This window comes from Ciceribacter azotifigens, from assembly GCF_048159625.1.
GTDB classification, from domain to species: Bacteria; Pseudomonadota; Alphaproteobacteria; order Rhizobiales; family Rhizobiaceae; genus Allorhizobium; species Allorhizobium azotifigens.
The window spans coordinates 18,012-38,284 of sequence record NZ_JBLQTA010000014.1 but is presented as its reverse complement, the minus strand read 5'-3'; the positions used below and the strand labels follow the sequence as shown (position 1 = coordinate 38,284).

Genomic DNA, 20,273 nt, shown 5'->3' with positions numbered 1-20,273 from the left:
TTCTTCTTCCTGTCCGGTCGGGCGTCACATGTTGGGATAGTTCGGGCCGCCGCCGCCTTCGGGCGGAACCCAGGTGATGTTCTGCGACGGGTCCTTGATGTCGCAGGTCTTGCAGTGCACGCAGTTCTGCGCGTTGATGACGAAACGGGGACCCGTCTTCGCCTGTTCGTCGTCATAGACGACCTCGTAGACCCCGGCGGGACAGTAGAGCCGCGCCGGCTCGCCATAGAGCGTCTGGTTGCGGGTGAGCGGGATGGCGGGATCGGCAAGTCTCAGATGCACCGGCTGGTCCTCAATATGGTTGGTGTTCGACACGAACACCGAAGACGGTTTGTCGAAGGTAAGCTTCCCATCCGGCTTCGGATAGCGGATCGGGGTGACCTCCGAGAGCGGCTTCAGGCACTCGAAATCGGCCTTCCTGTGTTTGAGCGTGCCGAAGGGCGAGATACCGAACAGCGTCTGCAGCCACATGTCGGTGCCGCCGAGACCGACGCCGAGCACGGTGCCGAAACGCGACCACAGCGGCTTGACGTTGCGAACGGGCTTCAGGTCCCGCCCGATCGCCGACGTGCGCCAGCCGGCATCATAGGCTTCAAGCGTATCGTTGGCGCGGCCGCTGGCCAGCCCGTCGAACACGGCATCCGCCGCCTGCATGCCGGAATGGATGGCGTTGTGCGAACCCTTGATGCGTGGCACGTTCATGAAGCCCGCCGCGCAGCCGGCAAGCATCCCGCCGGGGAAGGAAAGCTGCGGCACCGACTGGTAGCCGCCCTCGGTTAGCGCGCGTGCGCCATACGCGATGCGCTTGCCGCCCTCGAAGGCGTCGCGGATCAAGGGATGGGTCTTGAAACGCTGGAACTCGTCAAAGGGCGAGAGCGTCGGGTTCCTGTAGTCGAGATGCAGCACGAAGCCGACAGTCACGAGATGATCGTCGAAATGATAGAGAAACGAGCCGCCACCGGTGTTCATGTCGAGCGGCCACCCGATCGAGTGCTGCACCAGTCCCTTGCGGAACTTTTCCGGCTTGACCTGCCAGAGTTCTTTGATGCCGATGCCGAATTTCTGCACCGAGCGTCCCCCGGTCAGGTTGAAACGGGCGAGAAGCTGCTTTGTCAGGCTGCCACGCGCGCCCTCGGCGAACACGGTATATTTCGCCCGAAGCTCCATGCCGGGGGTGAAATCGTCGTTCGGTTCGCCATCACGACCGATCCCCATGTCGCCGGTGGCGATGCCGGCAACCGCGCCATTGTCGTCGTAAAGCACTTCGGTCGCCGCAAAACCCGAATAGATCTCGACGCTGAGCGCTTCGGCCTGCGCTCCGAGATAGCGGGCGACATTGCCGAGCGAGCCAATGAAGTTGCCGTGGTTGTTCATCAGCGGCGGTGTCAGCGCATTGGGCAGGCGGACAGAGCCGGCTGGGCCGAGCAAATGGAAACGGTCGTCGGTGACTTCGGTCGTGAGTGGCCGGTCCGGGTCGGTCCGCCACTCGGGCAACAGCGCATCGAGGCCGGAAGGGTCAATCACCGCACCCGACAGGATATGCGCGCCAACTTCCGAACCCTTTTCCATGACAACGACGGAGATTTCCTGGCCCGCCTCCATCGCGCGCTGTTTGAGGCGGATCGCCGTCGCAAGGCCGGCCGGTCCAGCACCCACGATCACCACGTCGAAGTCCATGGCCTCCCTCGGTACCTCGCTCAACCTCTCCTCCTTCAGCTGATGGCTATGTTTGTACCAAACGATTGTTACAGTTCGCAAGTGCAAAATTCTTCTCGCACTTGCGAAGTCAGTGGAGAGTGTTGCAAGGGCATTTGGGAAAAGCGCCGGTCTGGGCTATGAGCATTGAAGAGGTGCAGTCGGACGATGAACGAATGCCGGGAGATGCAATGACGGACGGAGATGGCCGGGAGGAGCTGCGCGTGCCGCGAAGCGCGCTGGTGGGCGCATTGCAGTTGAGTGGCCTGAGCGACCGCCATCGCGATATCCTGGAAGCCGCCGCCACCCTCTTTGCCGAACGCGGCTATGCGGCGACGTCGGTGCGCGATATCGGCGAGCGGGTCGGGCTGCTCGGCGGTTCGCTCTATCATTACATCAAGTCAAAGGAAGCGCTGTTCGTCCGCATCCACGACATCGCCCTGCAGGTGGCGGAGGATCGCATCCGCGCGGCCATCGCGCCGCTTTCCGATCCGTGGGAACGGCTGGAAGCGGCATGCGTCACCATGATGGAAATCCAGCTCGATCCCAATTCGCTGACCATGCCGCTGATGAATGACTTCGCCTCGGCCCCGCCGGAGATCCGTGAACGGCTGGTGGAAAAGCGCGACACTTTCGAACTGGTGTTCCGCGACCTGATTGCCGCCCTGCCGCTCGACCCGGCCCTTGACCGCGGAGTCTACCGCCTGCTGCTGCTGACGCTGCTCAACAATGTCTCCAGCTGGTATCGCCCCGGCCGCCTGACCCCCGACGAGATCGGCCGCCAGATCGTGACGATCTTCCGGCACGAAAAGTGACGGAGGCATCGAGTTTCGCACGGGCCTGGAAGCACGAACCTCGACAATGTTATCCGCTTTGCTGCCGCCGGAATCCGCGCTGGTATTGCGGCTTATGTCTCTGCTGGCGATCGACGCAAGCAGATCAGCGATTCGCCTGCGCCGTTCTTTCACCACTACACGTTTACTCTTGCGACCCCAGGAACACTGTTGAGTTGTGATCTTCCTGTCGAGTGTGTCATCTCCATGACATGGTCCCTGCAGACTGGAGGTGGACGTTCTGATGCAATGATCTCGCTTGAGATTGTCCAACCAGCCGAACGCCAAGACCCATCAGTCGCGCTCGGTGCCGCACCGCTGGTGTCGGCTATCGGGCCTTTGTCGCAGGAGACTGACCAGGCCAAAGGTGAGGATGGATCCGCCCGACTGTTGTGGGCCCGCACAATTTGTCAATTCGCCGGAGCGGCTGCCGGCGATCAACCGGGCGCATTACGTTTACGGCTTTAGAGGTGCGTGAGGATGTTCACTAGTCGACCAAAGGGATCGCGAACATAGAACCGGCGCACACCCCAGGGTTCCACTGCCGGTCCGTATTCGATCGGAATGCCCGCTTTGGCAACGCGCGCCAGCATTTCCTGCAGATCGTCGACCTCTATCGATAGGTCGGGAACCGCTGTGCCTAAACCGCCTTCGGATGCGAAGCTCACCTGAACCCTCGCCTGGGCATCGCTGGCGAACGTCCGGATCCAGCCGTGATCCATGACGACCTCAAGTCCGAGGATGTCGCCATAGAACGCCTTTGCATCGTCCGGTTCGACACAGGCTATATTGGCGACGATGCGTCTTACAGTCACGAAAGGCCCTCCTTGCGTCATCATCTTCAGACATAGCGCGAATTCGCGCGAGGTCGAGGTCGGCCGCGGCCCATCCGCGCAACGTGCCCGTTTGCCGCGATCGTCTCCTGGATCAAGTTCGCCAGGCTTGCGCATGGTCCCCTCTTCCGCCGGGTTACGGCAAAGGGCAAGGCTGTCGGGCCGGAACGGTTGGATGACAAAGAGGCGTCGCGGCTGGTAAAGCGGGCTGCGATGGCCGCCGGCGTTCGAGACCTATCTTTCCGAGCTCAAGCGCGCAAAAGAGTTTTCAGGCCATTCTTTACGTGCGGGACTTGCTCGCTCCGCTGAAGGCGATGAGCGATACGTGCAAAAGCAGCTCGGTCATGCATCCGCAGCGATGACACGTAGATATCAGCGAAGACGAGATCGGTTTCGTGTGAATCTTGTCTAGGCCGTGGCCTGAGGTCACTGCTGACATGACACCACCGCTGCCCCATTTGCATTCGATGTGATCATGGTGTGCTCGCGATCCGCCTGACGCAAACGCCGGCGGAAATTCATGACAAGCAAAAGCCGTCATGGCCGACCTTGATGCCGAGGGCATCACGGCCTTAATCTACAGGGCATACGTTCAATCTCGATCAAACTGCCGATCGATGTAATTGATCCAGTCTCGGACATTGCCAAACAAGACTGTCAGATCGTAACGCCACTCCAAGAGAAGCAGACGCCAGTTCATCCCCTCGCAAGGACGGCCTTCCTGAGCCATCAAGCCGTGAAGGAAGTCCATCTTCGCAGTCGGGGACGTGTAAAGATGATGCGTAGGCCCATGTGATCGATAGGCTCCGGTTGGAAAGGCCTCGTGGACATCGACTTGCGATACAACAGGCATCATGTGTCCTCCTTCTCGGCAGGCTGCTGTTGAACCTCGTCGCCATTATACACCCGTCGTCGCCATCTGTTAAACGTCGCGAGCGAGATCACGGTCCAGTGAAGACCTCCCCAACGAGTCCTCTTCCTGGACGAAATGACGTCGCCGCTAAGTCAGCCTTTGTCCATAACACTGGTCCGGCCATGCGAGGTATCATGTGATGATCTGAATGCCTCCCGTCCATTCCGAACATCGAAACGCAGTCTTTTCGGTTTTGGCCCAGATGGGAGGTCTGCGTTAAGAGCAAGGGGAATGCGCCTGTACGAACCATCCGAGCCGGTTTTGAAGCGCAAGAACGACTTCATGCTCGAGAACGGCGACCGCAGGCGTTGCCAGAAACAAGGGGGTGATATGCGTTTTCATGCAGACCATGCAGTCGGCGTTCTGTTCATCGCGGTAGGCGGCATCGCAGTCTATCTCGGTGTCGGATATGGATTCGGGAGCCTCGCGGAGTTGGGACCGGGTGCCTTGCCGATACTGCTCGGGGCCACGCTTTTGATGTTTGGAGTCGCGCTCCTGCTCCAGGCCCATTTCGCAGACGAGGGGCGAAAGGCGATCGCTCTTATGCCACGCGAGGAGATACGCCCTTTCCTTGCCATTCTCGCCGCGCTCCTAGCTTTCGGACTGCTGATCGACCGGGTCGGCCTGCTTGCGAGCCTCGTCGCACTCGTCGCCATCGGCTGGCTGGCCGACAAGCGGGGACGTCTGACGGAGCTGCCGCTCCTTCTTCTCGCCATCGCGGCGATCGTTGTCGCGATCTTCTATGTCGGACTGGGCATACCCTTCCATCTGATCGACTGGAGCATCGCGCGTGCCTGAATTCTTCTCATCGATCCTCATGGGCCTGCAGGTCGCGGCCAGCATCGACAATCTCTTTTATTGCCTCTTGGGCGTGACACTTGGAACGGCGATCGGGGTCCTGCCCGGGGTCGGGCCGATCATCACGATTTCGCTGCTTCTGCCGCTGACGTTCGGCCTGCCCCCGACTGGCTCACTCATTCTGCTGGCGGGGATCTATTACGGCGCGGCCTACGGCGGATCGACGACCTCGATCCTGCTCAATCTGCCGGGCGAAGCTTCATCTGCCGTAACCTGTCTCGACGGCCACCAGATGGCACGGCACGGACGGGCGGGGTCGGCCTTGGCAATTGCCGCTCTCGCCTCCTTCTTTGCCGGCACGGTCGGCACGGTGTTGATTGCCGCTGCCGCGCCGGGCATGGCTTCGATCGCGGCAAAATTCGGTTCGGCGGAATATGCAGCCCTCGTCTTCTGTGCGCTCATCGCCACGGCCTCGATCGCCAAGGGAGGTTTCATCAAGGGCATCGGATCCGGTGTTCTCGGCGTCCTGATGGGTCTCGCCGGTGCCGATGTCGCCTCGGGCGTCTTCCGCTTCACCTTCGGCATCTCAGAACTCCGGGATGGGATCGATTTCGCCGTGCTGGCGGTCGGGCTCTTTGCCGTCTCGGAAATCATCACAACCATCGGCAGTTCCGGAAAGCCGGAGGTCTTGACGACGACGGTCGGGCGGCTTTGGCCGAATGCCCAGGAGTTTCGCCTCGCATGGCCGGCCGTGCTGCGCGGGACCGCGCTCGGATCCTTCCTCGGAATCCTGCCGGGCGCCGGCCTGGCGATGAGCTCCTTTTCCGCCTACATGGTCGAGAAGAGCATTTCCCGGCGCCCGGACCGTTTCGGAACCGGCGCCGTCGAGGGGGTGGCTGCGCCCGAGGCGGCGAACAATGCGGCCTCCCAGACTGCGTTCATACCGACGCTGATGCTGGGCGTCCCGGGCAGCCCGGTCATGGCTCTTTTTCTGGGGGCCCTGATGATCCAGGGGATCAATCCGGGGCCTAGTATGATCAGCACCAATCCCGACCTCTTCTGGGGGCTGGTCGGGTCCATGTGGATTGGCAACCTCATGCTCGTTATTCTGAACTTGCCGCTGATCGGCCTCTGGGTGAAGCTTCTGACAGTGCCCTACCAGTGGCTCTATCTGTTCGTCCTCGCTTTCGCCTCCGTCGGGGTCTATTCGATCGGCTTCTCCTCTGTGCAGATCCTGACGCTCGTGATCTTCGGCGCCGTCGGTTATGTGCTTAAGCGGGCGGACTGCAGCCTCGCCATGTTCATCCTTGGCTTCGTGCTCGGGCCGATGTTCGAGGAAAACTTCCGTCGCGCCCTCTCGCTGTCGCGCGGCGATCCGATGACCTTCATCAATCGCCCGATCAGCCTGACGTTTGTCTTACTTGGCATCGTCATCCTGCTTGCCGCCACCACATCGCTGGTGAAGCGCGGCGCGCTGGAAGCAAGCGAATGAGGGTAGGACTGCAATTTTTCCAACAAGGGGCGGGAGCATCGAAGTATGCTCCGGCCCTTTCGGTTTCAGGATATCCCCGGGGTAAGGGCCGGCGGCGTCCCGTCGACCGGACCGACCGGACTCCGGGCTAAAGCCGGCTGAGGAGAACGACAATATGCGGGCTTTTGGTGCAACGGGGTTCACATGGTCCCCGGCAAGCCTTCTCGCCGGCCCTCAGAGAGCGTTGATCCAGCCCCTTAGAGCGCGAACGATGCTACCGACATCATCGATGTCATCGAGCCTGAGCAGGGCGCGGGCCAGTTCGTCTGCGTGCCCTGACGAGATCACCCCCTCGACATTGCTCCTGAACTTCCGCAGATAGTCTTCATGACCGATCGGGTTGCGGCGCGTTCCCGGCATATCCTCGATGGTGTGGGTGAATTCGCGGCCATCATTGAGGCGGACCGACACGGTGGCGCGAGACCTGCTGATATCGGCAGCCGCCACAGGGTCCGGGCGGTGGACGACCTTGTCCGCGACCGCATTGATCCGTGGATCGACAAGGCTTTCAGGCGCATAGGCGTACTTGTCCATGCGGCCGAGCACGAGCGCCTCGGCGACTGTGTGCTGCAGGCTGATGCGCCCATGCCAGCTCGTCCGGGGCCGCCTCTTCTCGACAAGGGGTTCACAGACGGTCGCAAACGACCGTGGCATGATATCGCAGTGAATGATGTCGATCTCCTCGGGGGCAAAGCCATGGGCGTCGCGCAGCGCGATGGCGGCGGCGATGAACGGAATAAGGGTGTAGGCGCAGGGATGGGCCTTCGAGGCGATGTTCAACACCTCCCAGCGTGCACCGAGTTCATCGGTCAAGGCCGAGAAGCGGAATTGGGGAGCCGACTGGAAATGGCTCTTGAACCATCCGAACTTACCCTCGAAGACAGGATGGGGACCCGAAATTCCCTGGCCGGCCAGGGCAACCGCGCGGACTGCTGCCGAAGCCGCCATGCCCACATGCAGTGTCTTTGTCGACGTCCCGTCCTCGAACGAGGCAATCGAGCCGGCCGACAGGCTGGCGGCGGTGCCGATCGCGTGGATGGTCTGTCCGACCGACAGGCGTCGTAGACGCGCCAGCCCCCAGACCGCGCCAAAGATGCCGTATGTGGAACTTGGATGGAAGCCGACCTCGTGCATTCGGATCGGCGAGATCAGTCCGAGGCGACAAAGAAGTTCGCTGCCCACGAGGAGGGCCTCGATGAGATCCCTGCCCGAAAGTCCGAGCCGTTCGCACTCGGGCAGGAGCGCCGACAGGACCACGCCTGTCGGGTGGATGTTGGACTGGATGTGGGTGTCATCGAATTCGAGAACCGCGGACATCACGCCATTGAGGAAGGCCGCATTGGCAGGCGTCGTGGGCGCGGCATCCGTCAGCGAGAAGGCCGGACCGGTGGCACCATCCGAATCGGCGACGGCCCGGCGCGCGGCAGCGACCACGTCGAGTCCGCTCGAGGCGATCATCACACCGATCATGTCGAGGATCTGGAGCCTCGTATGTTCAAGGACCGCTTCGGGAACGGTGTCTGGCGAAAATCCTGTGATCCATTCCGCAGCGGCAGCACTGAGGGTCGAGGACGTTGGGCGTCTGTCGAGCATTGATCTCAAATTCCCTTTCCAGCCAAGACCAAGGGCGATGCGCGCCAAACGGTGGCGCGCATCCCGTTACTCCCATGCAACCCCCTGGTCGGGCGCAGTTACTTCTTGCTGACGTCCATGCTCTTCAGCAGTTCGCCGAAATAGGTGTATTCCGCCTCGAGCTCCTGCTGCAGCTGGGCGCCGGTGCGAAAGCGCGGCGAAAAGCCAGCCCGGGTCAGCGCCGTGCGGAACTCCGGGCTTTCATTCGCAGACTTCAGCGCCCGTTCGATCATCTGGACGAGTTCCGGGGGCGTCCCTGCGGGTGCCATCACGGCCTGCCAGCCGCCGGTCCGGACGTCCTTCAATCCCACCTCCCGGAACGTCGGCACAGCCGGGAAGTCGGCTAGGCGGTTCTCGCCGGGCACTGCAATCGGCACCAGCTTCCCTTCCCGCGTGGGCGGAATGACCATCGCATCGATGACGAACTGCACATCGCCCGACAGGAGTGCCTGGACGGCCTGTGACGCGCCACTATAGGGTATATGCCGGGCCTCGACACCGGCACTGCGCAGGAAATCGACACAGATGATATGGCCGGTCGAGCCAACGCCGACAGACGCGTAATTCAGCATGCCGGGATTGGCCTTGCCATAGGCGACGAGCTCATCGTAGTTCTTCACGCCGAGGGACGGCGGCACGCTCAGCATGCGCACCGATTCGCTCACATTGGCAATCGCCACGAAATCCTTGAGCGGATCGAAGCCGATCTGGGTCAGATGCGGAGCGGTGGTGAAGATGGCGCTGCCGGCCAAAAGCAGGGTTGCCCCATCCGGCTTGGCACGCGCCGCCTTTTCCGTTCCGATCGTGCCGCTTGCCCCGCCGATGTTCTCGACGACGACCGTCGTCTTAAGGCGCTTGCTGATTTCCTCCGCAATCATGCGACCGGTAATGTCACCACCGCCGCCGGGCGCATAAGGCACGATCATGCGTACCGTCTCGATGGGGTACTGCTCCTCCGCGAGACCCCCCACCGCACCGGTCAGTACAAACGCTGCCGCAGCCAGCCCAGATTTCAAGCCCTTTGTCCAAACGACCATCGATTCCTCCTCACATCATGGTGTCCGCTTGGGCGCACAGTGGCAGCCGCTCCGGCCAAATGCAAAAGTTCGCAAGGTGCGTTCCGAAGAACGAAATCGGCAGCACGGGCGCCGGACAGACAAGCTTGAAGACTCTTCGCTCTCCGGAAGGGGGTTATGGTGGCTGCGGCCATGGTTGCAGGAAGGTTTTCGCAGCGGGCACACAGGCGGCGGGCCTGCGCTCGCCTATCCGGGCTGAGGCCGCGGTTCTCGACCCGCGGCCATGGCGCGCGCGGCGTCGCAGGGGTTCGAAGCTGGATCGCCCGGCACCCAGGATCAGGGGAACCGTCCATCCTGCCGCGAGTGATGAACCGCATGTGCGAGCTTCCGGTCGACGGCCAGCACGACCTTGCCGATCTGCTGGTTGGCGTCGAGGATTTCGTGGGCGGCCGCGACTTCTTCGAGCGGCATCACGGAATGGACGCGGGTGACGATCTGCCCCGCCTCAATGAGCGGCCAGACGTGATCGATCAGCTCCTGTGCAAGCCGGCCCTTATAGGCCGGCGGCCGCGGCCGCAGCGTCGAGCCGGTCATCGTCAATCGCCGGCGAACGAGGGACCGGACATTGACCGTCGCCGTTTCCCCGAGATGACTGGCGATGAACACCAGACGGCCGTCGAAGGTCAGCAGATCGAGCTGTCGCTGGGTGTAGGGGCCGGCCTGCGCATCGAGGATCACGTTGATCCCGCTGCCGCCGGCAAGATCGCGGATCTGCTGATCCCAGGCCCCGCGATAATCTACGGCCGCCGCGGCACCGAGATCAATGCAGACTTTCTGCTTCTCGGCAGTGCTCGCCGTCACATACACGGTGGCCTTGCGGAGGATCCTGGCGATCTGGATGCCCGCCAGGCCGACACCGCTTGTCCCGCCCTGGATGAGCAGGCTTTCCCCCTCCTCCAGTCGCGCGAGCCAGATGAGATTGTTCCATGCGGTGAAGAAGACTTCCGGAAGCGAGGCAGCCTCGGCAAAGCTCAGGCCTCGCGGCACAGGCAGGCATTGGACGGCGGGAACGGTACAGTATTCCGCATAGCCTCCCCCATTGGTAAGGGCACAGACGGCATCCCCCTCGGCAAGGCCACGAACGTTTTCGCCGACCTGCTCGATGAGGCCGGAAACGTCCAGTCCGAGGATCTTGCTCGCACCCGGCGGCGGCGGATAAAGGCCGCGTCGTTGCTGGACATCCGGCCGATTGACGCCGGCAGCCGCCACCCGGATCAGCACCTCGCCTTCCCCGGGAGACGGCTTCGGCCCTTCTGTGATCTGCAGCATATCCGGGCCGCCCGGTCTTTCGACCTCGACAAAGCGCATCATCTCAACCGCCACTCCGCATCCTCCTTCGGGCGTCCATCTCGACGAGCCGTGACGAAGCGCCACGCACGCCGCAACCGCACCTCTGCCTACAAGATCTGCGGGCGACCTAAAGCCCGATCGCTGGGCCTGCCCTGATAATCGCAAGAGAGCGCCCATCCGGCATGTCCTCGCAGATGAAGGGCGCTCCGTACATCCCAAGGAAGAGATAGGACCGGACGGGGAGGGATCATCGATACCCGACGTCAGGTCTCGCTCCTCCTCGCGGAAGGTCGCCGACGCCATGATTGTCTCTCCGCGCGCCGAGGGCGTCTGCATAGAACTTGACTCACGGTTCTCACAACGTAATGTCCCCGCATTCCGCCAGACGAAACAAGACGCTGACATCCTGGGGAGGAGAGCAGCATGGGAATTCGGGCAATTGAACGCGCCATGCGCGTCCTTCAGGAAATGAACCTGCAGCCGATCAGTACGATTGCTCATCTTCATACGCGGACGGGGCTGCCGAAGCCGACCTTGGTGCGCATTCTCCAGACGATGGAGGAGGCCGGCTATGTGGAGAACGATCGCCGCCAGGGCGGTTACCAGGTCAGCGGCCTGGTGGCGTCTCTCAGTTCGGGCTATCACAAGGAGCCGATGGTCGTGGAAGCTGGCCGTCCCTGGGCGATCGCCATTACACGCAAGTACAAATGGCCGACCTCGATCGCCCTTCTCGACCACGACGCGGCCGTCGTGCGCTTCAGTACGGTGGCAGAAAGTTCGATCTCGCCCTTCCACAAGACGGTCAACATGCGACTGCCGCTGCTCACCCGCGGGCTCGGACTGGCCTATCTGGCGTTCACGGATCTGGAAGAGCTCAACCTGATCATAGACATGCTGCGCAAGTCGGAGGATCCCGAGAACGCCCTTGCCCATTATCCGGACCGGCTCAACAAGCGGCTGGAGCAGGTCCGCAAGGCGGGCTATGCAACGCGCTCCTCGCTCGTCGAGCCGAAGAACTCCAACACAATCGCCGTGCCTATCTTCAACGAAGACGGCCGTGCGGTAGCCAGCCTGGGGCTCACCTATTTCACCACTGCCTTTCGATCGGAGAAGGAGGCGTGCGCGCGCTATGTGCCGGTTCTGAAGTCGGCCGCGTCGGAGATCCTCCTTGATCTCAAACGTCTGCAGGGAAACGCGCTCCAACCATCCTTCGCGACCACTCCCGACCGCGTTCCGACCTGAGAAACGGCCGGACTTTGTCTCGGACGACGTCGGGAAGCCCGCCTAAGATCGCCACAACACGATCAGAGGAGGCTTCATGAATCCGTCTTTCACGCTCTTCCGTCAAAGGCTTGTCCAGCGGGAAGCCATGCTCGGGACCTTCGTCAAACTGCCGACGACCCAGGCAATCGAGATCTTCGGGGCAACGGGCATGGACTTCGTCGTCATCGACCAGGAACACGCCCCGCTCGACCGCGCGCAGGTCGATCTTATGGTTCTGGCTGGCCGCGCGAGCAATATTGCCCCGCTCGTCAGGCTTGCCGACGCCAGCGAAGCTTCCGTACTTTCTGCCCTCGATTGCGGCGCTTCCGGCATCCTGGTTCCCCATGTCACGAGCGTGGAAAAGGCAAGGTCCATCGTCGCCGCCTGCCGTTACATCGGAGGGGCGCGCGGCTTCGCTTCGATGACCCGGGCCGGCCTGTGGGGCTCGCGAGGCAGGGTGGAACACATGCGGACACAGGATGCCGAACTCGCCTGTATCCTCATGATCGAGGATCTGGAGGCCGTGGAGCGCACGATGGAAATCGCCTCCGTCGAGGGAGTGGACGCAGTTTTCATCGGCCGTGGCGACCTGACGGCCGCCTTCGGTGACCATCCGGACGCCGCGCAACTGGCCGCAGAAGCGGCCATCCGCATTGCCGAGGCAACCGGGGCCGCCGGAAAAGCGTTGGCGATCCTGGCGACAAGCCCAGCGGATGCGGCAACTTTCCGTGCCTTGGGAGCAACAGTATTTCTGGTCGGCAGTGACCATAACTTCCTGAGATCGTCTGCCACAAACGTCCTTCGGGACCATGCGGCTATCAAACGGGACCAACTGCGGGCGGGCAGTTGATCTGAAACAGGGTGTCGGCACGTGCCGTCATTGCCCAGCCTTACAAGGCGGCGTCTCATCTTCAAGGGGCAGCGCGGGCTCGACCGTCGGATGATGAGGCCGGCAAGCCGGCAGTTTCTGCATGCGAAACGGCCCCGCAAAGACTTTGTGATCTGCGCGAACACATGCGACGACCGCCTGTCCGCGCGCAGGATGTTCCGCAACGAGGGAGTGAGCTTTGACCAATCCAACCATAATAACGTGCGCCATTACGGGTAATATGACCAGCGTTGATTCAACGCCCTATCTGCCGGTGACACCGGAACAGATCGCCAATTCTTCCCTTGAGGCGGTGCGAGCCGGCGCTGCGATCGTCCATATCCACGTGCGGCATCCGGATGGACGGCCGAGCATGGAACTTCAGCATTATCGCGAAGTGGTGGAGCGCCTGCGATCCGCAGAGGAGGACGTCATCATCAACCTGACCACGGGTCCGGGTCAGAGGTTCGTCCCGAGCGAGGACGATCCAAGCGTCGCCGGTCCCGGCACCACGCTTATGGCACCGGAGCGCCGTGTCGAGCACATCGCGGCGCTTCGACCGGAGATCTGCAGCCTCGACTTCAATACGATGTATTCGGGTAATTCGGTGGTCATCAACACCCCCGGCAATCTCGCCGTTATGGCCGCCATTATCCGTGATGCCGGCGTGCGACCGGAGCTGGAAGTGTTCGACAGCGGCGACATCCAACTGGCGAATGAGTTCATACGAAACGGTCGGCTGGACACCCCTGCGCTGTTCCAGATTGTGCTCGGCGTGCGCTACGGCGCGATCGCGACGCCGGAGACCATGGCCTATCTGACCTCGCTTTTGCCCGCCAGTTCCCATTGGGCAGCCTTCGGGATCGGCCGGATGGAGTTTCCGATGCTGGCTCAGGCCTGGCTGTTGGGCGGACATGTCCGTGTTGGCCTCGAGGACAACATCTACCTCGAGAAGGGGGTCCTGGCGAAGGGTAATGCCGAACTCGTCGGCAAGGCGGTACGGATCATAAAGGAGCTGGGAGGAGTCGTTGCGACCCCGGCGGAGACCCGCAAGATCTTGGGCCTCAAGAGACAGCTGCCCAGGGCGGCCTGATGATTGCGACTGAATAGATCCCGTCGAAACCAAATGGAGGGACAAATGTACGTTTCAAGCGACCCCAGATCCAGCCTTGCCAATGCCGCCCAACCAACCGAGGCCAGGCTGCACAGCCGCTATTTCGGCTCGCAACTCGGCTTGTTTTACGAGAAGCCGCCGCAAGTCTCCGACGAGACCGGAGAGACCTGGGTCAGCCGGGGCCAGAATTTCGTCGTCGCCTACAGCGCGGGCCGGCAGGACGGCGTCTTTGCCCGCAAGGAGCAGGCTGACGAATATGCGGTGATCATCCCCGACAGGGAAACGACGGTCGAAGTCACCACGAAGGATGGAACGACGACCGTTCCGGGCTATTCCGTCGTCTTCATACCGCCAGGCGCCAGCCGGATCCGCCTGGTGACGGCGGGGACCATCGTCCGGCTCTTTACCCCGAAGTCCACCGACATGGCGGAGGCGGCAGCCAACAGCGACGCCTTCCGGGAGCCGCACCCAAACGTGCCGCCGTTCGAACCCTGGCCGGAGCCACCGGGTGGGCTCAAGGTCAGATGGTACACGCTGGATGTCCCGGAAGATCCCTCGCGTTTCGGGCGGATCTATCGCTGCACGACCTTCATGATCAATTACCTGACGCCACGCATTGGTCCGCGGGAGCGCGACAAGGTCTCGCCCCATCACCATGACGACTTCGAGCAGTGCTCTCTGGCGCTGAGCGGCGCCTTCACCCATCATCTGCGCTGGCCTTGGACCACCGACATGAACATCTGGCGTGACGACGAGCACCTCTATTGCCGTTCACCCTCGATCTGCGTGATCCCACCCCCGGCCATTCACACGACCACCGCCGAATCCCCCGAGGTGAACCAGCTCGTCGACATTTTTGCGCCGCCGCGCATGGATTTCTCCCTGAAGCCAGGCTGGGTGTTGAACGAGGCCGACTATCCAATGCCCCCGAGAGGAGAGGCAAGGCTGGCGGCCGCGACGATCGTCGCGGCCGCCGGTCCAAGGTGCATGGTCTTCCCGAGGAGCCGAAAAGCTATCCGGTCAGGTCGGCTGAACCAGACCCGCATCGACCAGAGGACGTATGGAATCGATCTCACGCTGGATCGCCGCGCGCATCTCGTCCGGAGAGTTGGCGACCGGCGTCAAACCCAGCGATGCCAGCTTTTCCTTGGCGGCCGCTGTCTCGACCCACTCCCTGATCGCTCCATTCATTGCGGCAACGATCTCCGCCGGCATGTCCTTCGGTCCCACGGCACCAAACCACAGTGTCTGCTCATAATCCTTGAAACCCTGTTCCTGGACGGTTGGCGCGTCAGGCAATTCGGGTGCGCGCTTGGCCGAGGTGACGGCCAGCGCGTGGATCTTCCGGTCGCGAATGTGGGGCAGATAGTTGGAAGGTGCGTCCAGGGCGAAGTGAATATGGCCGCCGAGGAGGTCTGCCAGCAGCGGCGGAGAGCCCTTGTAGGGAATGTGGTTGATTTCAACACCCGCCATCTGGCCAATGATGGCGGCTGCGATGTGCCCCTTTGTGCCGGCGCCGGGATTGCCGATATTGACCTGCCCGGGATTGGCCTTGGCATAGGCGACCAGATCCTGCAGCGACTGGGCCGGAGCGGATTGACTGGCGCTCAGCAAGGCCGGGCTCTGTGCAATGATCGATATCGGCGTGAAGTCCACCTGTGGATCATAGGCCAGGTTCTTCTGAACCACTTTGTTGGCTGCTATCGGCGCACTGCCGCTTATCATGATCGTGTATCCATCCGGCGCCGCGCGGGCGAGCCGACCGCCGGCCAGGCCACCCGCCGCGCCCGCATGGTTCTCGACCACGAATTGCTGGCCGAACTTCGCCGTCAGGACATCCGCGACGAGGCGTGTAATCATGTCGCTGGTGCCCCCAGGCGGATAGGCCGACAAGACCACGGCCGGTTTGCTCGGCCACTGATCCGCGAAGGCAATACGGTTCGAGGTCAGCATCACAGCCGCCCCGCCGAACACCATGAATTCACGTCTGTTCATAGCTGCTCCTCCCAATACCCGTTTATCGGGCCTCTTCGGCCAAACTAGCGCGGCCAGACCGGTTTACGAAAATTTGGCTGCCCCCATTTCGCGGGATGGAATGCTGCCGGCCGTTCAGCATTTCCGGCCATCGGCCAGCCACTGTTCCTCCTCGCCATGAAAGGCATCCAGCCTGTCGGGCCGGTCGTCGCCCAGCAGATCCGGATTGACGGTGACGCCACGCTGGCTCTGGATGTAAGTGAGGAACTTGTAAGATGGCCGCATCGTCGCCAGGAGCTGCCAGTCGACCGGAAGCTGTTCAGCGGGATTGACCGGTTTCATGACATCTCTTTCGAACAGAACCTCGAAGGAGAGGAGCTTCCAATCGCTCTCTTCCCGGACCGCACGCGAGAAGAAACGACAAAAGACATGGAAGTCCACCTCCACGCCGTGAAGGCGCGCCCTGTTGAAGATCATGGCAGGACTTTCCACCGTCGCCCTGTTCCCTTTCACGCGCGCAAAGGCCGGAAACACCCAGTGCTTGCTATTGCCGGTATTGCCCATCCATTGGCGCGTCGCCTCGACATAGGCGTCACCGCCACGTCCTTCGTACCAGCTCGTACGGACATAGGCGTCGCGGTGAAAGCACGCGCGCATCACGTCGAATCTCCGCTGATCGCGCGCGAAACGCTCCCGGCGGACCAGGTCGAAAAGCGCCTCGCGATCGAGAAGGGCCTGCAGTCGCATGTCTTGGTTCGGTTCCATGACGCCTCGAACATTTCGTTGGTTGGTGGTCGCGCGGAGCGCGTGGACTAGTCGGCCTCCTGCAATCCTTCCTCCCGCACACGGCGGAACCGGGGCGAGACGATCGACAGCAGGAGAAGCATCGCCACGAACAGGGTGCCCAGGCTGAGCGGCGAGGTGAAGAAAATGCTGGCATCGCCGTGCGAAATCAGGAGCGCCCGCCGCAGATATTCTTCGGCCATCGGACCCAGAATCATGGCGAGGATGAGGGGCGCGGCCTCGGCGCCGACCTTCCGGAAGAAATAGCCAAGTACGCCGAACAGCGCCATCATGTAGACGTCGAAGACGCTGTTGTTGATGCTGTAGACCCCGATCACGACGAACACGCAGATCATCGGAAAAAGGTAGTGATAAGGGACCGAGATCAGCCTTGCCCAGAGGCCGACAAGCGGAAGGTTCAAAAACAGCAGCATCAGGTTGCCGAGCCACATCGACACGACAAGCCCCCAGAACAGCGCCGGCTGCTGCGTCAGAATCTCGGGGCCGGGTTGAACGCCCTGAATCACCAGTGCGCCGATCATCAGCGCCATGGTCGCCGTTCCCGGAAGGCCGAGCGTCAGCATAGGGATGAAGCAGGTCTGCGCTGCCGCGTTATTGGCCGCCTCGGGACCGGCAACACCTTCGATGGCGCCCCGCCCGAACTCCTCGGGATGGCGGGAGACCTTTTTTTCCAGGGCATAGGCGGAGAAGGAGGCAAGTAGCACCCCGGCGCCCGGCAGCACGCCGAGCAGGACACCGAGCCCGGTCCCCCGTATGATCGGCGCGACCATGCGCCTGCGGTCTTCACGGGTGGGAAAGAGACTGCTGATGGGTGCCGTGCTGGCCTCTCGGTCTCGTTCGTTCTCGAGGTTGGCAAGGATGTCGCCAAGGCCGAATATCCCGGTTGCAACGACCACGAAGTCCAGTCCGTCGAACAGATTTGCCGAACCAAAGGTAAAACGCGCGGCGCCAGAATTGACGTCAGTGCCGATCATCCCGAGCATCATGCCGAACAGTGCCATGCCGAAAGCCGTTAGCAGCGACCCGCTGGCCAGGACCATGGAAGTGATAAGCCCCAGCACGATCAGCGAAAAGTATTCGGCGGGCCCGAAGGTCAGCGCCAGACTGGCGAGCAGGGGCGCGGAAACTGCAATGAAAAGCGTTCCGACCGTTCCTGCGAAGAAACTGCCGATCGCCGCCGCTGCCAGAGCCCGGCCCGCTTTGCCCTGTTTTGCCATCTGGTGACCGTCGAGCGTGGTCACTACCGACGACGCCTCGCCCGGAAGGTTCATCAGGATGGCCGTTGTCGAGCCGCCGTACTGCGAGCCGTAGAAAATCCCGGCCAACATAATCAGGGCAGTGTCGACTGGCAGCCCGAAGGTGAAGGGCAAGAGCATGGAGATCGTCGCAATCGGCCCGAGCCCCGGCAAGACCCCAACCGCGGTGCCGAGCAGGACGCCAGCGAAACAGTAGAGCAGGTTCCACAAAGTTGTGGCCGTCGAAAAACCTAGTAGAAGTCCGTCAAAAATGTCCATGTCCGGTCCCTCGTCGCGCGTTGATTACTGCAGCCAGGTGCCGACCAGCGGCATCGGCAAACCGATCAGTTGCACGAAGAGTAGACAGCAAAGGCCGGCAAACAGCAGTGCTCCGGCCAGCGCCGTCCAGTTCCAGCGAAACTTGCTACTCGTTGCCGCGCTGATAACGAGCATCAGCAAGACAGCGGCGAAAAGACCCAGCGGCTCAACCGCCAGGCCGAAAACGACGACAGAGCCAGGAACAAGCAATAGAGGCTTCCAGCGGACTTGTGCGACCGTGTCGCCGGACGCCGCCATCGAGCGGATGATGACCCCAATCCCCGTCACCACCAGCAGGCCGGACACGATCACCGGAAAATAGCCCGGCCCCATCCGGCCGGACGTGCCGAAGGGATACTGCCACGCCATGGACAAGGCGACGCAGCCGGTCAGGGTGAAGAAGAATCCGAGCAAGGTGTCCTGGACGACTTTCATGTGAACCTCCCGATAAAGCGGACGAGCAGCCGGCGCCTCTGTGGCGGGATCGACTGCGGTCCGGAAATGCGCACCGTCTCGACCTCCTCCTGTCGAGACGGCATCTGCTGACGAGGCTATGATGGATAGCCAAGTATTGCCTTGACCTCGAGATATTCCTCGAAGCCGAACAGACCGAACTCGCGTCCGTTGCCGGATTGCTTGTAGCCTCCGAATGGCAGGCTGCGGTCAAAGGGCGCGCCGTTGAGATAGACGCGTCCGGCGCGGATGCGGTTTGCAACCTTTCGCGCTCGCTCCGGATTTGCCGACTGCACAAATCCCGCAAGACCGAACGGCGTGTTGTTGGCGATCGCGATCGCCTCCTCTTCGGTCTCGTAGTTCATGATCGACAAAACCGGCCCGAAAATCTCTTCCCGCGCAATGCGCATGTCTTCCGTCACATCACCGAAGATGGTCGGCCGGACATAATAACCGCGATTGACTTCCGTCGGCCGACCGGGACCGCCGGCCACCAGGACGGCCCCATCCTGAATACCGGCGTGGATCAGGTCCTGAACCTTGTCGAACTGGGCACGGCTCACCAGCGGGCCCATGGTCGTCTGTTCATCAAGGGGATCGCCGAGGCGGATTTCAGCGACCGCCTTTCGGGCCGCTTCGAAGGCCAGGTCCCGCCGTGATCGGGGGATGAGCATCCGGGTTGGCGACTGGCAGTTCTGGCCGGCATTCGTGTAACAGGCATGGACGCCGGCTCGGACGGACGCTGCGATGTCGGCATCATCGAGGATGAGGTTCGCCGATTTCCCGCCAAGTTCCTGTGCGACCCGCTTCACGCTGTCGGCCGCCAGCTTGGCTACCCGGACGCCGGCCACGGTCGAGCCGGTAAACGAGATCATGTCGACGCCGGGATGGCTGGCGATTGCCTCGCCCACCGTCGGCCCATCTCCGTTGACCAGGTTGAAGACGCCCGGCGGCAGGCCCGCCTCGTCGATGATCTCCGCAAGCAGCATCGAGCTCAGCGGCGCCAGTTCGCTCGGCTTCAGCACGACGGTACAGCCGGCGGCAAGAGCGGGCGCGACCTTCGATGCCACCTGGTTGAGCGGCCAGTTCCACGGGGTGATGAAACCGCATACGCCGATCGGTTCGCGGCGAATGATGCCGCTTCCCATCCGCTGCTCGAACGCATAGCTCGCCAGAACGCGAACGGCTTCCTCGAAATGGAAGAGCGCAACCGTGGCCTGACGCTCCGTCGAAAAGGTAATCGGCGACCCCATCTCCAGTGTCATCAACCTCGCCAGTTCCGGCAGGTTGGCGCGAAAGCCCCTGATGATTCGTTCTAGGTAATTGAGGCGTTGCTCGACGCTCGCCTCGCTGTAGACCGTAAAGGCGCGCCTTGCTGCCACCACGGCCTTGTCGACATCCTCGCGCGAGCCGAGACTGATGCTGGCAAAGGTTTCCTCCGTTGCGGGATTGACGACGCCGATCGTGGCGGGCACGACAGGCTCAACCCAGCGTCCGTCGATGTAGAACTTTCGTTTTTCCATGCTTCCAGTCATTGGATACCGTCGCGGGATTGAGTTGGGAAAGAGTATAAGCTTCGCCACCCGTCGCAACGCGTTCTCGGTGACGTTTCGTCTGACGACAAAGCGCGACCACTTACCCTC

Annotated in this window: 16 protein-coding genes and 1 pseudogene; 7 read left to right on the top strand and 10 right to left on the bottom strand. The window is 62.1% G+C overall.

What is annotated here, in order from left to right; translation table 11 throughout:
• Positions 1 to 24 precede the first annotated feature (24 nt).
• Positions 25 to 1,677, bottom strand: coding sequence for an electron transfer flavoprotein-ubiquinone oxidoreductase (locus ACM6UT_RS17755; protein ID WP_416798765.1), 1,653 nt, complete (start codon positions 1,675 to 1,677; stop codon positions 25 to 27).
• A gap of 209 nt (positions 1,678 to 1,886) precedes the next feature.
• On the opposite strand from ACM6UT_RS17755, the gene ACM6UT_RS17750 reads away from it, so the two are divergent.
• The gene (locus tag ACM6UT_RS17750) at positions 1,887 to 2,510 is read left to right on the top strand and encodes a TetR/AcrR family transcriptional regulator (RefSeq protein WP_416798677.1); all 624 of its coding nucleotides are present in this window, start codon (positions 1,887 to 1,889) and stop codon (positions 2,508 to 2,510) included.
• 482 nt (positions 2,511 to 2,992) lie between these two features.
• On the opposite strand, the gene ACM6UT_RS17745 is transcribed toward ACM6UT_RS17750, so the two are convergent.
• Positions 2,993 to 3,343: a VOC family protein gene (locus ACM6UT_RS17745; protein WP_416798676.1), complete on the bottom strand. Its 351-nt coding sequence runs from the start codon at positions 3,341 to 3,343 to the stop codon at positions 2,993 to 2,995.
• A 43-nt stretch (positions 3,344 to 3,386) separates the two neighbouring features.
• Between ACM6UT_RS17745 and ACM6UT_RS17740 the strand changes: the two are divergent.
• From ACM6UT_RS17740 to ACM6UT_RS17730, 3 genes and pseudogenes are all read left to right on the top strand, one after another.
• Positions 3,387 to 3,773, top strand: a pseudogene (locus ACM6UT_RS17740) (tyrosine-type recombinase/integrase); the annotation flags it as partial.
• A 732-nt stretch (positions 3,774 to 4,505) separates the two neighbouring features.
• Positions 4,506 to 5,072 carry a tripartite tricarboxylate transporter TctB family protein gene (locus tag ACM6UT_RS17735; protein WP_416798675.1) on the top strand — a complete coding sequence of 189 codons (567 nt, stop codon included), beginning with the start codon at positions 4,506 to 4,508 and terminating at the stop codon, positions 5,070 to 5,072.
• 19 nt (positions 5,073 to 5,091) lie between these two features.
• Positions 5,092 to 6,564: a tripartite tricarboxylate transporter permease gene (locus tag ACM6UT_RS17730; protein WP_416798764.1), complete on the top strand. Its 1,473-nt coding sequence runs from the start codon at positions 5,092 to 5,094 to the stop codon at positions 6,562 to 6,564.
• Positions 6,565 to 6,777: 213 nt separating this feature from the next.
• Here ACM6UT_RS17730 and ACM6UT_RS17725 read toward each other — a convergent pair whose 3' ends face one another.
• The 3 genes from ACM6UT_RS17725 to ACM6UT_RS17715 form a co-directional block, all read right to left on the bottom strand.
• Complete coding sequence (locus ACM6UT_RS17725; protein ID WP_416798674.1) at positions 6,778 to 8,196, bottom strand: MmgE/PrpD family protein; 1,419 nt, start codon at positions 8,194 to 8,196, stop codon at positions 6,778 to 6,780.
• Between the two features lie 98 nt (positions 8,197 to 8,294).
• Positions 8,295 to 9,272: a Bug family tripartite tricarboxylate transporter substrate binding protein gene (locus tag ACM6UT_RS17720; RefSeq protein WP_416798673.1), complete on the bottom strand. Its 978-nt coding sequence runs from the start codon at positions 9,270 to 9,272 to the stop codon at positions 8,295 to 8,297.
• 315 nt (positions 9,273 to 9,587) lie between these two features.
• Positions 9,588 to 10,634 carry an NAD(P)H-quinone oxidoreductase gene (locus ACM6UT_RS17715; protein WP_416798671.1) on the bottom strand — a complete coding sequence of 349 codons (1,047 nt, stop codon included), beginning with the start codon at positions 10,632 to 10,634 and terminating at the stop codon, positions 9,588 to 9,590.
• A gap of 390 nt (positions 10,635 to 11,024) precedes the next feature.
• On the opposite strand from ACM6UT_RS17715, the gene ACM6UT_RS17710 reads away from it, so the two are divergent.
• The 3 genes from ACM6UT_RS17710 to ACM6UT_RS17700 all read left to right on the top strand — a co-directional run bounded on the left by ACM6UT_RS17710 (position 11,025) and on the right by ACM6UT_RS17700 (position 13,825).
• Positions 11,025 to 11,843 (top strand): IclR family transcriptional regulator domain-containing protein, encoded by an 819-nt coding sequence (locus ACM6UT_RS17710; RefSeq protein ID WP_416798670.1) that lies wholly within the window; start codon positions 11,025 to 11,027, stop codon positions 11,841 to 11,843.
• A gap of 76 nt (positions 11,844 to 11,919) precedes the next feature.
• Positions 11,920 to 12,714: an HpcH/HpaI aldolase family protein gene (locus tag ACM6UT_RS17705; protein WP_416798669.1), complete on the top strand. Its 795-nt coding sequence runs from the start codon at positions 11,920 to 11,922 to the stop codon at positions 12,712 to 12,714.
• Between the two features lie 217 nt (positions 12,715 to 12,931).
• Complete coding sequence (locus ACM6UT_RS17700; protein ID WP_416798668.1) at positions 12,932 to 13,825, top strand: beta-keto acid cleavage family enzyme; 894 nt, start codon at positions 12,932 to 12,934, stop codon at positions 13,823 to 13,825.
• 1,041 nt (positions 13,826 to 14,866) lie between these two features.
• On the opposite strand, the gene ACM6UT_RS17695 is transcribed toward ACM6UT_RS17700, so the two are convergent.
• The 5 genes from ACM6UT_RS17695 to ACM6UT_RS17675 all read right to left on the bottom strand — a co-directional run bounded on the left by ACM6UT_RS17695 (position 14,867) and on the right by ACM6UT_RS17675 (position 20,153).
• The gene (locus ACM6UT_RS17695; RefSeq protein WP_416798666.1) at positions 14,867 to 15,841 is read right to left on the bottom strand and encodes a Bug family tripartite tricarboxylate transporter substrate binding protein; all 975 of its coding nucleotides are present in this window, start codon (positions 15,839 to 15,841) and stop codon (positions 14,867 to 14,869) included.
• Between the two features lie 114 nt (positions 15,842 to 15,955).
• Positions 15,956 to 16,585: a nuclear transport factor 2 family protein gene (locus tag ACM6UT_RS17690; protein WP_416798665.1), complete on the bottom strand. Its 630-nt coding sequence runs from the start codon at positions 16,583 to 16,585 to the stop codon at positions 15,956 to 15,958.
• Positions 16,586 to 16,632: 47 nt separating this feature from the next.
• Entirely contained in the window at positions 16,633 to 18,138 is a 1,506-nt protein-coding gene (locus tag ACM6UT_RS17685) for a tripartite tricarboxylate transporter permease (protein WP_416798664.1), read from the bottom strand.
• A gap of 24 nt (positions 18,139 to 18,162) precedes the next feature.
• A complete protein-coding gene (locus ACM6UT_RS17680; protein WP_416798663.1) occupies positions 18,163 to 18,612 on the bottom strand; it encodes a tripartite tricarboxylate transporter TctB family protein in 450 nt (149 codons plus the stop codon).
• Positions 18,613 to 18,728: 116 nt separating this feature from the next.
• Positions 18,729 to 20,153 carry an aldehyde dehydrogenase family protein gene (locus tag ACM6UT_RS17675; protein ID WP_416798662.1) on the bottom strand — a complete coding sequence of 475 codons (1,425 nt, stop codon included), beginning with the start codon at positions 20,151 to 20,153 and terminating at the stop codon, positions 18,729 to 18,731.
• Positions 20,154 to 20,273: the final 120 nt, after the last annotated feature.

Excerpts from the sequence above, each read along its gene's own strand:
- ACM6UT_RS17730 (WP_416798764.1), top strand. The coding sequence starts at position 5,092 with ATGGGCCTGCAGGTCGCGGCCAGCATCGACAATCTCTTTTATTGCCTC.
- ACM6UT_RS17725 (WP_416798674.1), bottom strand. The coding sequence starts at position 8,196 with ATGCTCGACAGACGCCCAACGTCCTCGACCCTCAGTGCTGCCGCTGCG.
- ACM6UT_RS17735 (WP_416798675.1), top strand. The coding sequence starts at position 4,506 with ATGCGCCTGTACGAACCATCCGAGCCGGTTTTGAAGCGCAAGAACGAC.
- ACM6UT_RS17720 (WP_416798673.1), bottom strand. The coding sequence starts at position 9,272 with ATGGTCGTTTGGACAAAGGGCTTGAAATCTGGGCTGGCTGCGGCAGCG.
- ACM6UT_RS17690 (WP_416798665.1), bottom strand. The coding sequence starts at position 16,585 with ATGGAACCGAACCAAGACATGCGACTGCAGGCCCTTCTCGATCGCGAG.
- ACM6UT_RS17695 (WP_416798666.1), bottom strand. The coding sequence starts at position 15,841 with ATGAACAGACGTGAATTCATGGTGTTCGGCGGGGCGGCTGTGATGCTG.
- ACM6UT_RS17675 (WP_416798662.1), bottom strand. The coding sequence starts at position 20,153 with ATGGAAAAACGAAAGTTCTACATCGACGGACGCTGGGTTGAGCCTGTC.
- ACM6UT_RS17755 (WP_416798765.1), bottom strand. The coding sequence starts at position 1,677 with ATGGACTTCGACGTGGTGATCGTGGGTGCTGGACCGGCCGGCCTTGCG.
- ACM6UT_RS17685 (WP_416798664.1), bottom strand. The coding sequence starts at position 18,138 with ATGGACATTTTTGACGGACTTCTACTAGGTTTTTCGACGGCCACAACT.
- ACM6UT_RS17705 (WP_416798669.1), top strand. The coding sequence starts at position 11,920 with ATGAATCCGTCTTTCACGCTCTTCCGTCAAAGGCTTGTCCAGCGGGAA.
- ACM6UT_RS17750 (WP_416798677.1), top strand. The coding sequence starts at position 1,887 with ATGACGGACGGAGATGGCCGGGAGGAGCTGCGCGTGCCGCGAAGCGCG.
- ACM6UT_RS17680 (WP_416798663.1), bottom strand. The coding sequence starts at position 18,612 with ATGAAAGTCGTCCAGGACACCTTGCTCGGATTCTTCTTCACCCTGACC.
- ACM6UT_RS17710 (WP_416798670.1), top strand. The coding sequence starts at position 11,025 with ATGGGAATTCGGGCAATTGAACGCGCCATGCGCGTCCTTCAGGAAATG.